The sequence below is a fragment of the Flavobacterium sp. N1736 genome, assembly GCF_025947065.1.
Classification (GTDB): Bacteria; Bacteroidota; Bacteroidia; order Flavobacteriales; family Flavobacteriaceae; genus Flavobacterium.
Genome location: NZ_CP109994.1, coordinates 4,654,048 through 4,666,756 on the forward strand (window position 1 = coordinate 4,654,048; position 12,709 = coordinate 4,666,756).

Annotated in this window: 12 protein-coding genes; 3 read left to right on the forward strand and 9 right to left on the reverse strand. The window is 32.7% G+C overall.

All coding sequences use genetic code 11. From position 1 onward, the window contains the following. The first annotated feature begins 8 nt into the window (after positions 1-8). The 3 genes from OLM54_RS19695 to OLM54_RS19705 are packed head-to-tail and all read left to right on the forward strand — an operon-like array spanning position 9 to position 1,562. The gene (locus OLM54_RS19695) at positions 9-698 is read left to right on the forward strand and encodes an SCO family protein (protein ID WP_264536242.1); all 690 of its coding nucleotides are present in this window, start codon (positions 9-11) and stop codon (positions 696-698) included. Between the two features lie 2 nt (positions 699-700). Further along, positions 701-1,285, forward strand: coding sequence for a DUF420 domain-containing protein (locus tag OLM54_RS19700; protein ID WP_264536243.1), 585 nt, complete (start codon positions 701-703; stop codon positions 1,283-1,285). Beyond that, positions 1,275-1,562 carry a hypothetical protein gene (locus OLM54_RS19705; RefSeq protein WP_264536244.1) on the forward strand — a complete coding sequence of 96 codons (288 nt, stop codon included), beginning with the start codon at positions 1,275-1,277 and terminating at the stop codon, positions 1,560-1,562. The genes OLM54_RS19700 and OLM54_RS19705 overlap by 11 nt, the downstream gene beginning before the upstream one ends. A 311-nt stretch (positions 1,563-1,873) precedes the next feature. On the opposite strand, the gene OLM54_RS19710 is transcribed toward OLM54_RS19705, so the two are convergent. The 9 genes from OLM54_RS19710 to OLM54_RS19750 form a co-directional block, all read right to left on the reverse strand. Next, positions 1,874-2,296, reverse strand: a complete 423-nt coding sequence (locus OLM54_RS19710; RefSeq protein WP_264536245.1) for a hypothetical protein — start codon at positions 2,294-2,296, stop codon at positions 1,874-1,876. Between the two features lie 49 nt (positions 2,297-2,345). Beyond that, positions 2,346-2,765, reverse strand: a complete 420-nt coding sequence (locus OLM54_RS19715; protein WP_264536246.1) for a hypothetical protein — start codon at positions 2,763-2,765, stop codon at positions 2,346-2,348. A gap of 188 nt (positions 2,766-2,953) precedes the next feature. After that, entirely contained in the window at positions 2,954-3,397 is a 444-nt protein-coding gene (locus OLM54_RS19720; protein WP_264536247.1) for a hypothetical protein, read from the reverse strand. 227 nt (positions 3,398-3,624) lie between these two features. Then, complete coding sequence (locus OLM54_RS19725) at positions 3,625-4,071, reverse strand: hypothetical protein (RefSeq protein WP_264536248.1); 447 nt, start codon at positions 4,069-4,071, stop codon at positions 3,625-3,627. A gap of 48 nt (positions 4,072-4,119) precedes the next feature. After that, positions 4,120-4,566 (reverse strand): hypothetical protein, encoded by a 447-nt coding sequence (locus tag OLM54_RS19730; RefSeq protein ID WP_264536249.1) that lies wholly within the window; start codon positions 4,564-4,566, stop codon positions 4,120-4,122. A gap of 35 nt (positions 4,567-4,601) precedes the next feature. Continuing rightward, positions 4,602-5,054, reverse strand: a complete 453-nt coding sequence (locus OLM54_RS19735) for a hypothetical protein (RefSeq protein ID WP_264536250.1) — start codon at positions 5,052-5,054, stop codon at positions 4,602-4,604. Positions 5,055-5,428: 374 nt separating this feature from the next. Beyond that, complete coding sequence (locus tag OLM54_RS19740; RefSeq protein ID WP_264536251.1) at positions 5,429-5,752, reverse strand: DUF1493 family protein; 324 nt, start codon at positions 5,750-5,752, stop codon at positions 5,429-5,431. Positions 5,753-5,756: 4 nt separating this feature from the next. Then, a complete protein-coding gene (locus tag OLM54_RS19745) occupies positions 5,757-12,191 on the reverse strand; it encodes an RHS repeat-associated core domain-containing protein (RefSeq protein WP_264536252.1) in 6,435 nt (2,144 codons plus the stop codon). Between the two features lie 5 nt (positions 12,192-12,196). Further along, a complete protein-coding gene (locus OLM54_RS19750) occupies positions 12,197-12,643 on the reverse strand; it encodes a T9SS type A sorting domain-containing protein (protein WP_264536253.1) in 447 nt (148 codons plus the stop codon). Between the last annotated feature and the right edge of the window lie 66 nt (positions 12,644-12,709).

The window sequence follows — 12,709 nt, forward strand, 5'->3', positions numbered from 1 at the left end:
GCAATATAATGTTTAAAAATAAATCATATATCGGAATTTCTTTTATCATTTTAATTTTCGGAATTTATGCTGTGCCTAAAATTGTAGACAGAATAAAAAACGGTGAAGTTGTAAAAGGAAGTCGTTTGGATAATGTAGGTTTGAAAACGGACAAATCGGATTCGAAATTGTTAACCATTGGTCCCGCACCAAAATTTGACTTAACAAATCAGGACAATGCCAAAATTTCAAATGAAACCTATAAAGGGAAAGTGTATGTATTAGAATTTTTCTTTACGACATGTCCTTCTATTTGTCCAAAAATGAATTTGAGCATGTTAGAAATCGAAAAGACTTTTTTCGGAAATCCAAATTTTGGAATTGTTTCCATCACAATCGATCCTAATCACGATACACCGCAAGTTTTAAAAGAACATGCAAAACTATTAGGCGTTAAATCATCAAACTGGAATTTCCTGACAGGAGAAAAAGCCACAATTATGGATTTGTCTAACAAAGGATTCAACTTATACGCTGGCGAGAATGCAAAAGTAAACGGAGGTTTTGAGCATTCAGGTTTATTTGCCTTAATTGATAAAGACGGCAATATTCGTTGTCGTAAAGATGAGTTTGGAAATCCAATTTTATATTACGACGGATTAGACAAAAAAGGCGTTAGAGATATTCAGGAAGATATTAAAATATTATTAGCAGAATAAAAATGGAAGATCACTCATTAGAAAAAAAATTCAGCACATTTATTATTATTGTTTCAATTGTAGTTCCGGTACTTGTAGGTATCTTGTTCGCTGTAAAATTAAAAGATTTAGGATTTAATGTTGAGCCATTATCATTTTTACCTCCAATTTACGCTACAACAAACGGTATTACAGCGATAGTTTTGGTTTGGGCAGTAATTGCTGTTAAAAACGGAAAACGTAAACTGCATGAACGTTTAATGACTTCTGCCATTGCATTAGGAGTTGCCTTTTTAGTTATGTATGTAGCGTATCATATGACTTCTGATTCGACTAAATTTGGAGATTTAAACCATGACGGAATTCTTGATTTGGCAGAAACAGCTAAAATTGGCGGATTGCGTTATGTATATTTCTTTATTTTAATAACTCATATTTTATTGTCTATCATAATTATTCCTTTGGTATTAATATCGTATGTGAGAGCACTTTCGGAACAATTTGACAGACATAGAAAAATAGCCAAAATAACGTTTCCACTTTGGTTGTATGTTGCTGTGACAGGTGTAGTGGTTTATTTAATGATTTCTCCTTATTATGCAAATTAAAAAAGAAAATAGAATTAAGAATAAAGAAAAAAGAATTGAAAGAAGATTATTTTCATCGAAATACATCTATATTCTATTATCTCTTTTCTTTTCTCTTGCAGCAAATGCTCAATGCGCAATGTGTCGTGCGGCTCTTGCAGGAGATTCGAATGTAAAAAAAGCAGAAGCTGTAAATGACGGAATTGTTTATTTAATGGTGATTCCGTATTTATTGGTAGCAGTTATAGGCGTTCTGATTTACAGAATGTATCAGTCTAAAAAGAAAAAAGCAGTATAATTTTATACTGCTTTTTTTTGATATAAATTTTGAGATTATTTCAATCCATCAACAGAAACATTTACAGTTCCGTTTATTTTTATAAAAGCGATAATCGCCTGATTTGTTAATTGGATTTTATCAAACTGAATATCTCCCCGCTCTGCAAAGTCTTCTGACTTTGCGTTTTAAGTTTTATTACAGCTAAAAATTAAACCTCTATAAGTCTCCCGACTTTTTACAAAATAGTCTTTAAGATTGATCTTTCAACAACGGACTCTACACAAAACCTAAACACTTGTGGGTGCGAAGTCAGAGACATTCGCACAGCGTTATAATTTTTCTTTGATCTTACTTAAAATCCGTTCTTCAAATTTTTTCTTTTCCTCCTTGTTTTCAGAACAATTAAAATCTTTGTTGATATCTTTCCAGTTCCCTAATTCTGTACCTTCATTCACAGCTATGAAAGCAAATTCATTTCCTCTAATCCAAGTATAAATGATTTGATTTTCTTTTTTATAATAAAACCAAATATGATACCAGTGATCTGTTTTATCCTTACTTCTACCATCAACTAATCCAATGTTTTCCGGTACAATAAAATCAGGATTATTGATTTTAAACTCGCTTACAGCCCCTATTAATTTATCTTCGGGTACATCAAATTCATATACTTCTGCGTACGGATAACTTCCAGAAGCAAAATTACAGGAAGCAAAAACAAAAAATGTTAATAGATAAATCGTTTCTTTCATAACATAAAAATTTTAATTTCCTGGAGTTATGTATATTCGAGCGATCGGGTTATAATTTTTCTTTGATCTTCTTTAAAATTTGTTCTTCAAACATTCTCTTCTCTTCTTTATTTTCTGAGTACCCAAAATCTTTGTTAATTTCTTTATAGCTTCTTAAATCCATTCCCTCACCTATACCTACAAATGCTATTTTATTACCTCTTATCCAGGATTTTACAATCTTATTTCTATCAGGATAATAAAACCAAACATGAAACCAATGGTCTTTTTTATTTTTTTTACCATCTATAAATCTTTCTTGATTTGGTAATGTATATTTAGGATTATCGATTTTAAATTCTTCAACTGCTTTTATTAAAACTTCCTCTGAAACATCAAATTCATATATTTCGGCATAAGGGTAACTTCCTGGAGCTAAATTACAAGAGCTAAAAACAAAATAAATAAATAAACAAATCACTTTTTTCATAAAACAAATATTTTAATTGCCGGGTTTATTAGTTACTCCAGTACTACTTATATAATACCACATCATTATTTCAGAAAAGCCGGTTGGTTTTGCCATTTGATATATAGTTTTTGGTATTGACAGGGGGAAGTATATTGAGCTAATGCTAGTTTCATATATATAATTATCATATAATGTCAAACTATTTTTTATATTAAGTTTTTTTCTTTAAAATAACTTTCTAAATCTCTTTTGAAATTTATCAAATCAAAGTCTTTAATTTTAGCCTTCATAGTTTCAATAATATCTAATGATTTTAAAATTTCTTGTGCCAAATATTTTTTAGCTTCGACTTCTGAAGAATTTTTAAATGTTTCAAAATCAAGCTTGATACTATGTTCAAAACTATCTTCAAGAGTGAAAGGTATTCCGTCAGGATTGATCACTTTTTTACCTTTGGTATATTTAGGTTTCTGAGCTTTGAAAAACTGGGCAAATTGTGGAGCTACACAAACTATGCCTATTGTATAAGCTTTAATGTCAGATCCATAAGTTTTATTTCTAAAATAGACCTTCATTTCATCCGATAATTTTACAATCAAATCTGTTTTTTTTTGATCGATATTGCCTATAATTGCTAATCCTAAATCCATATTTTTTAAATTTTATCTAAATATACTGTTACCAGGAGGTAAAGTTCCATTATTAAAGAAATAACCATATATCATTATTTTTTTCTGTATTTTAATTTCCATTTGGTTTACAATGAACTGGGGGACTATTTTTAGTCCCATTGATCCCAGATATCTGTCGGAATATCGGGCTCACAGCTAAGTGTCAAACATCCTAAACTACAACATCATTAATATATAATCCCTTTTTATATAAGTCCTTTTTCTTTAAAATAATTCTCTAAATCTCTTTTAAAATTTATCAAATCAAAATCTTTAATTTTAGACTTCATAGTTTCAATGACATCTAATGATTTTAAAATTTCTTGCGCCAAATATTTTTTTGCCTCATCATCAGACGCTTTTTTTACTATTTCAAAATCTAATTTTAAATCATATTCCAAATATTTTTCAATATCATACTCAAAACCTTCACTTTTTACATGCTTTTTATCTTTGATATACTTTGGTCTTCTTGGTTTAAAAAAGGCTTCAAGACTTGAACTAACACAAATAATTCCTATGACAATATTCTTTAGACTATCTCCATATTCTTTTTTATTAAAATGAGATTTTAAGTCGTTTGAAAAACCCGTTACAAAATCTGTTTCTTTTACAATGTCTGCTGATGTATATTGTGCTAATACAAGTTTCATAAATAATTTTATTAGTTATCAATATCATACAATTACTATACTATTCCTTTATATTAAATCTTTTTCTTTAAAATAATTTTCCAAATCTTTTTTAAAATTTATCAAATCAAAATCTTTAATTTTAGATTTCATTGCCTCTATAATTTCTAATGATTTTAAAATTTCTTCTGATAAATATTTTTTGGCTTCGATTTCTGAAGAATTTCTAAATGTTTCAAAATCCAATTTTATACTATATTCTAAACATTTTTCAATTTCATATTCAAATCCTTCACTTTTTATATGTTTTTTTTCTTTAGTATATTTTGGTGGTTTTGGCTTAAAAAATTGTTCAAAGATTGGACTTACACATATAATCCCAATTACAATTTCCATTAAATCATTCCCATATATTTTTTTTATAAAAGATTTTTCCATATTATCAGAAAAATCAATCAAAAATCTAGTTTCTTTTTTTATTTCAGCTGATATATACTGAGCTAATGCTAGTTTCATACATAATTGTTGTTAATTATCATACCATGAAACCTCTATATTAAGTTTTTTTCCTTAAAATAATTCTCTAAATCTGTTCTAAAAGTTAAAGAATCAAAATCTTTAATTTTAGCCTTCATAGTTTCAATAATATCTAATGATTTTATAATTTCTTGTGCTAAATATTTTTCAGCTTCGATTTCTGAAGAATTTTTAAAGGTTTCAAAATCAAGTTTAATACTATGTTCAAAACTATCTTCAAGAGTGAAAGGTATTCCGTCAGGATTAATAGTTTTTTTTCCTTTCGTATAGCTTGGTTTAGGAAGTTTAGAAAACTTCTCAAAACCTGGAGGTACATTTTGACAATGTACCCCAATGGTATATGATTTAACATCATTTCCATAATCTTTATTTTTGAAAAAAAATCTCAAATCATCTGATAATGAGTTAATAATTTCTATTTTATTTTCTACTTCAGGAGTTGAAATAATTGCTAATCCAAATTTCATATTTTTTACTTTTAAATTTATCTAAATATACTGTTACCAGGAGGTAAAGTTCCATTATTAAAGAAATAACCATATATCATTATTTTTTCCTGTATTTTAATTTCCATTTGGTTTCCAATGAACTGGGGGACTATTTTTAGTCCCATTGATCCCCCCGCTGCGCAAAGTCTCCTGACTTTGCGCTCCTTATTTTGCAGTTCTCATAAAACGTAAACCTCTAAAAGTCTGCCGACTTTTTTCAAAATTGTCTTTAGAATAATAATCGTTTTAAAATTTCGATCTTCTAGACAAAACTTAATCGCTTTGCGGGCGCGAAGTCAGAGACATTCGCGCAGCGTTAACGACGAACACTTCGTAGAGCGGGGTACTTAAAATTATTCCCGTATTTCAGGTTCAAACCATTTTCCTTTATTGATAACTAATAACAAATGAGCTACCGTTAAAGATTTTCTTTTCTTTATTTTTTTGAACATCCTTCTAAAAATTGAAATCAAGATAAATTCATCTTCTTCAAAATATTCATAGTAGTTAAAAGCCCTCATATCTATATTGAACTTCGTCTGAAATAAGTCTATAAAATGATCATTTTCCTCTGATACAGTGTTTAATTTATTTAGTTCTGTATTTGAATTAATATTATCTATTCCAAAAACTTCTTTTACTAATAGTTTAAGCTGAATTAAATTGTTATCATTCATAACTTTATTTTTTTTGCAAATGTTGTAATTGGCCAGTGCCTATAACTCTTCCTCCAGGTATTATGTAATTTCTGTTATAATATGTTGCTCTATCTATAGTATACATACTATTTGGCCATGTAAAACTTCTCTCGCTTAACCTTCCCCACTTTCCATAAGTACTTAAGGACTGAATTGTGGTAAATTTACTTGCATTACCAACATCACGAGCTCCTTCTAGTAATGCTTTTGGAAGAGGCATCGTTCTTCTTGTTATTGCTATTTCAAGTCCTTTTTCAATTCCAAAACCTAAATCATATCCGATTTCATAAGCAGACATATTAGGTACATTTTGAATGTAATCTGTCGATGCGTCTACTATTTGCGATCTCATGTAAGCTCCTTGTGGACAATACGAGCATGATATGTTTGCGATATCAACAAATCCCTCCCCTAATGAATACCAACCTTCAGCTGTCCCAAGACTCTTAAAAAAATCAACCGTATTACTTACACCTCCGCTAAAACCAGAAACAAAGCCTTTACCAAAGCCTTCTTTTTCACCATCAATTGTTTTAGGATTAACAACAGGCGCATTTTGAGCAATACCATTCTGCTTATCTTTAGAATCGGAATAACCCCAATCTGTCTTTACAGTTGCGCCAAAACTAATCCCAGCATTATTTGATGCGGCATTCCAGTCTCCGGTTTTAGTATACTCAGCATATGTAGCACCAAAATGTGCCACTCCCGCTCCAATTAATACAGCCCCAACTGCAGTACCAACTCCGGTTGCAGACAAAACTGCTCCAACAGCTATTGCAACTCCCGCAATTATGTCATTCAAATTAATTTTAAACTCTCCACTAGGATCTGTGTATTTTAGAGGGTTGTTTAGTACATACCCATAACGATTGTAGTTTTGGGTATTATCAGGATCTTGTACATAATTGTCTGGCTGCAGGAAACGGTGGAGTTTAGGATCATACAAACGCCCGTTCATATGTATAAGACCTACACTTTGCAAGTGTTCATGTCCTGTATAACCTCTATCAAGAATAGTAAGACCGTTTAATATATTACCTGCGCCATCTTGTACTTTTATAATTGCTCCCCAAGCATCAAACTGTCTTTTTTCTACTACAGCTCCCGTCTCGTTGGTTATAGCCAAGATACTGCCTTGATAATCTCTATGCAAATATAAAGTTTGTTCTTGTGCAGCTCCTATGTTACTATATAATTTTTTATACACAACCGGAGCTGAGTAACCGTCACCACCTATATAAGTTACGAACTCAATCGCTCCTGTCTGGGTATTTTCTTTGATCTCCATAGCGCCATCGGCACTGTAATGTTTACGGTAAGTTCGGGTTTCTTTAAGCCCTAATCCGCCATAAAACATAACACTGCGATTGTTGTTGGCATTATAAACAAAGCTTATTTTGTCTTTACCTTCTTCTATTATTTCTACAGGGCTCTTAAAAGTGTTATAGCTAACCGTTTGTAAGGGTTTGTTTTGATAATCAGATAAAGCCTCCGAAGTTAATGTTATCGAGGTATTTTGATATTTTTTACCAGCATTGGCATAATTGTAAGTTCCTAACGTATTAGATTTAATACGACCATCGTCTTCATAGACCTGATTTTCCTGAACACCTTGCCCATTAGGGTATAGTACAAGTCGGTCCTGACTATCATAATCAAAATTTTCGGTAACATTTCCAAAAAGGCTGTTTTTACGCCATTTAAGGTTGCCTCGCTGCGTGTCAAAATTGGTGCCTAATTCCATAATAGTGGTCATGCCCAAAGTGTGCTTTGCATTGGTTACATAGCCATAACTATCGTATATATTATTGATAGCAATTCCATTGCCTAGTGTAGCTTTGGTCAGCTGCCCTTGAGCATTTACCTCGGTTGTTTCCCAAAGAGTTTTGGTCTTTTGTCCGTTTTTTATTTCATATACTTTATATGCAAAACCATTTTTGTACTCATTTTGCGTAGCAGAGGTACTGGTTTTTCCGTTTAAAGATGCAGTTTTGGTTTCTTTTTCAACTCTGCCCCAGGTATCATATTCTATTTTTTTTGTAAAAACCGCACCATACCCTGTTGTCTCCGTAGTGGTTTCCAGTCGTTTTTTAGAGTCGTAGGTATAATCGGTAACAATTGTTTTCCCTGTATCTCCACCATCAGTATATACTGTTTTTAGAAGTAATTTGCTGTCTGGCGTATAGGTGTACTGGGTAGTACTGTTAGTATTAGTGCCTACAATAGTTTTGGTTTCCAGTTTACCCCAATCATTCAGTTTATAGGTGGTACTGCCGTTTGGAGTTGTTTCTTTTGTGCTTTCGCCAAGTTCGTTATAGGTATACGTATATGTACCGGCCGAAGGATCTGTTAGGCTGATCTTGCGCCCCCAGCCATCTTGTATTATACTTATTTTATTGCCATTATAATTGGTTTCCTTAATGTTTCCGTTGGCAAAATAACTATAATTTATGGTGCCTCCTATTGGGCTTTCCAGCAGGGTAAGTACATTACCCATGGCATTTTTGGCAGATACTTTGATTTGACCTGTACTGCCATCTGTTATTGTAGTGGTTCGTTTATCATATGTTATAGTCAATACTTTACCTTTGTAATCTGTAATATTTTCGGGACGGCCGTAAACATCATACAAAGTTGTACTCCATAATGGATTGCCTGTATTGGGTTCGCTAACACTAAAGTTACGATCGTAAATATCGTATTTAAAATCTTTGTAGGACATAGTGCCTTGTATATCTTTTATACCAGTACGTATTTTTCTCCCCAATTCATCATATAGTTCTTCACTATAAGTATCATCACTGTTTCCAGTGAGCGTGATTTTAGCTTTCTCGCTTTGGCGTATATAGGCATACGTATGGGGTTTACCCAAATAATCAGTGACTACCGTTTTCCTGAACCAGGAATCATATTCATAACCTGTTAACATGGCATTGCTCCAAACACCAAGTTCTGTTTGTCTACTTTCTGATTTGAGTGTACCGTTAGGATAATACTCAAATGCCGTTTTGAATCCTTCAATACCAGTAGTTTCTTTTAATAAAATACCGTTTGGATAGTACACGAAACTTGTTTTTCTATCTGTCACGCCAGGTGCAGATATTGTTTTTACTATAATATTTCCAAAAGTGTCATACCCATTGGTTTCTGTAATAGCATTTGTATTGTTGCCCCATTTTTGGATTACTTTTAGTAAATTACTTTCTGATCCTGAGCCATATTGATAAGTTTCCTTAGAATTCATGCTATCGCCAAAAGCCGTTACAGTTTGTGTTTTGCTTTTAGGCCTGCCTACCATATAAGGGGAGTTTATAGCCGGTTCATAAGCTATTGCGCTAATAGTGACTTGTTGGTTAACTCCTGATCTAATTTTCGTTATAGACTCTACAGGATTGTTGAAGCTATCATATACAGTATTGGTTTCATCACTGCTATCATTTAAAATATCGTAATTGTTTGATCGTACATTTTGTAGTTTAAAAACTTTAGATGGAGAAAGACTAGTTTCATAAAATGATAAGGATTTACTTATCAAACCATAAGACGGACTAGTATTTGTTTCTGCATAACCATTAGTGTCATAATCCGAAGTGATTTTGGCTATAAAAACATTACCTGCTTCAGGTTTGATAATTGCACCTGGACTGAACGTAATACTGTTTGTTGCCAAAAGAGTTTCCGTTGCTGTTCTCGTGTTGTCTACTATAATTTGGCTTGCTCTTGGAATGTTTGGAGCAGCATTGTTTAGTGCAATTGAAGGGCCAACTATACCTAAATAAGTATAATTCTCCACAATAGCGCCACGCAAATCGGGATCAAACTTAGACACGGTACTAATTGCCTTGCTATCATCCTCAAACCAATTCGTTCGCATCGACGCACGAAACCCCATAAAGCCTAATCCTTCTAAATTGGAAGTTGCTCCAGCATACGCAAACAATTGTTTTTTATAAACAGAAGCGCTTTGTTTCTCTAATTTTGTGACTACCCTTACAGTCGCTGCAGATTCTATATCTATTCTAGGATAATTCTCCGTATATCCACTAGTGTATATTGGCATATATCTCTCATTGTAAGAATTATCAGATAATGACTGATAGGTAATTGATTCTCTAACTCCGTTTCCAGTGGTTATCGTTCGTAGTAATTGATCTTGGGTGTTATCTTTCTTTGAATTAAAATAAAATATTTTATTATTACTTAAAAATGCAATTTCCAAAGTTGGATTGTATGGCTTACCATTACTTGGTATACCTTTTCCAGTGGATAGGTAAATGGGTAGTGTACCTAGATTAATATCTAAACTATTTACGCTTGAAGAAGTTGATGTGCTAGGATAAGAAAAATAACCGCCCTTGTTATTAAAACACTCAATATCTATCCTCCCCATTAATGTGCTTGTGTTCTTAGATGATGAAGTAATAATTAAATCAGATTTTCCATCTTTGTTATAATCGGTAACTAAATAATTATAAGTATAATTAGCGGTATTGGGATTATACCAAGCTCCAGGAAAAGGATAGCTTTTTAAAAAACCGGTCCCTGTTGATGTGTAAGTAATCCATGCCATCGACCTATTGATTCCATCTGAAGGAATCATAAAATCTGTTTTCCCATCTCCATTATAATCCCCTAACAACGGTAAATTTGAGATTGAAATAATTTGAGTGTCCGTATAATCAAATAATAAAATCAGTTGATTGTTATCATTGAGGGTATAAACAGTTACTTTTCCTTTTTCAAAAATCATGAAGTCAGATTTCCCATCTCCATTGACATCAGCAACTTCTACTTTGGAATTGGAAGTGATAACAGAGGCCAATTCACCAGAATAGGTTAGAAAGTTAGTAGTATTGTCTCTTTTTAAATCTACAAAATATACTTTCTTGGAACTAGGTGACTGAAGATCTTGATCAATAGCAATCACATCGGTTATACCATCACCATTAAAATCTCCCGAAAGTATTTTTTTTGGAAAAATAGCTGGAAAATTTACAACCTTTTCGTATTGGTAATAAATAGGGGACAATATTCCAGCACTATAAACAGTAAAAGTATAATTAGCAGCTGATTTTTTTGCCACAGCCCAGCCTTGTTTTGAGTAGAGCTTATTATTCCAAGTTAGCCAACTAACAGGAAAAATAGTCTCAAAAGCTCCCACTTTATGTTCAAAACCCATATTATCCCCGCCTGAATTTATACCCGAATACAGCCAATACTTTGACTTAGTGTCAGGACCTGTTGTAGGATAGATCAAGAATTCCATTTTTTCATCACCATCAAAATCTCCGGAAACGGTAGCTGCATTTTCAGAAGATATATTCCCTACGCTTAATTTTGTGGTAATGTCTACATATGATATTGATTCGGGAGAGTTTTCATAAGTGAATACCGTTGGGTTATAACTTTTAGTCACATCCCCACTTAATTCAAATACTTTCTCTAAACGTTGGTATCCTATAGAATTAGAAATGTATGATAGGTTATAATTTCTAAAACCTATTCCATTGCTTTTTACTTGAATTTTTTCTAATATCTTATTATTCAGTATACTTTTTCCTCCTACATAGGATTGTTCTTGCCTTGCACGTGTGCCATAAACAAACTGAATTTCGTTAATTGGTGCTGTAGTTCCTAAAGTTCCATATTTAATACTAGTTACAACAATGCTATTTTCTACTTTAGTATAATTATATGAGATTCGCACTCCTTGTGGATTTTGCCAATAATTTATAGTCCACGCTGTAATGGATTGTGATTCTAAAGTAGCGCCATACTCTGCAATAGAACCATCAGGATACTCTACTAAGAAAGAGGCTGGTCCATAGTTAGCCCCTAGTGGTGATACTCCAACGGCAGTAATTTTTAAATTCGAGAAGTTCTCGGTTTCATAAGTCGAACCCGCCGCGCCATAAGCTACCCCAGTTTTTAAAATCAACCGTTGTCCATCGAGAGCAAAACGATCCTTGGCATCAAGATTTATTCCTCCGACGCTTCCATCATGAAATTTTGTTCTTGGAATTCTAGTTATAGCCGAGACACCTGAAATATTCCAGCCATAACCTGCAATTCCATTTCCTGCCTGACTACTGTAAACTAAAGCTACCTGGGGAACTACACCATTAATTCCTGCAGGTACTGCAATAGGAATAGAATAACCTGCAACTCCGTTAAGTGAAACTGACAATTGCCCTTCAGTTACACCTACTTCCGTTGATGTCCCTGTTGGCCCAGGTATTGTACTTACGGCTGATAAATTAGCCGTTTCGCTATCAGTCTTATTAGCTGTAGTTTTTAGTATTTCATTACTTCTCTTTATAAGGGTTACCCCTTCAACAGGCGTTCCTTCTAAATCCTGAGCTGAAACAAAAAACGATAAACTGAAAAACAGGAATGTAATATAAAAATTCTTCATGGCGCTTATTGTTTGATGATTTTAATCGATTTTTCTCCTCCGTCTTTACACGACATCAAAACAATATAAACTCCCGCTGGATAAGACTGAAAAGGCACCGTAAGGTTGTTATCCTGAATGTTTTGCTGATACGTTCTTAAAACCTGTCCTGTCATAGAATACAAGTGTATTGATGTAACATAATTATCATTGACTAACTGCCATTGCAAATACAACTCTTCGCGCACCGGATTGGGATAATAGGAGATAAAATCTTTTTCTGAAAACTGTAATAAATCATCTTGGGTAATGGCTTCAATTTCTTTTACTTCTTTGACTGTTTTTGAGACGCAGTTAATGCAAAGAATTCGGCTGATTTGGTTTCCAGCAGCATCGTAACTAAATGTTAGTTTGGGTTGTGCATTTGCTTTGAAGCAAAATAAAAAGAAAAGAATTAGGATACATTTTTTCATAAGGCGTATATTTACTACATTTCTTACAAAATTGTCTTAAATTTTTCATAAAGTAAAACAAATACT

Bases quoted from the DNA above. Each gene is read 5' to 3' on its own strand.
- OLM54_RS19745 (WP_264536252.1), bottom strand. From the start codon at position 12,191: ATGAAGAATTTTTATATTACATTCCTGTTTTTCAGTTTATCGTTTTTT.
- OLM54_RS19740 (WP_264536251.1), bottom strand. From the start codon at position 5,752: ATGAATGATAACAATTTAATTCAGCTTAAACTATTAGTAAAAGAAGTT.
- OLM54_RS19715 (WP_264536246.1), bottom strand. From the start codon at position 2,765: ATGAAAAAAGTGATTTGTTTATTTATTTATTTTGTTTTTAGCTCTTGT.
- OLM54_RS19695 (WP_264536242.1), top strand. From the start codon at position 9: ATGTTTAAAAATAAATCATATATCGGAATTTCTTTTATCATTTTAATT.
- OLM54_RS19725 (WP_264536248.1), bottom strand. From the start codon at position 4,071: ATGAAACTTGTATTAGCACAATATACATCAGCAGACATTGTAAAAGAA.
- OLM54_RS19735 (WP_264536250.1), bottom strand. From the start codon at position 5,054: ATGAAATTTGGATTAGCAATTATTTCAACTCCTGAAGTAGAAAATAAA.
- OLM54_RS19730 (WP_264536249.1), bottom strand. From the start codon at position 4,566: ATGAAACTAGCATTAGCTCAGTATATATCAGCTGAAATAAAAAAAGAA.
- OLM54_RS19720 (WP_264536247.1), bottom strand. From the start codon at position 3,397: ATGGATTTAGGATTAGCAATTATAGGCAATATCGATCAAAAAAAAACA.
- OLM54_RS19705 (WP_264536244.1), top strand. From the start codon at position 1,275: ATGCAAATTAAAAAAGAAAATAGAATTAAGAATAAAGAAAAAAGAATT.
- OLM54_RS19750 (WP_264536253.1), bottom strand. From the start codon at position 12,643: ATGAAAAAATGTATCCTAATTCTTTTCTTTTTATTTTGCTTCAAAGCA.
- OLM54_RS19700 (WP_264536243.1), top strand. From the start codon at position 701: ATGGAAGATCACTCATTAGAAAAAAAATTCAGCACATTTATTATTATT.
- OLM54_RS19710 (WP_264536245.1), bottom strand. From the start codon at position 2,296: ATGAAAGAAACGATTTATCTATTAACATTTTTTGTTTTTGCTTCCTGT.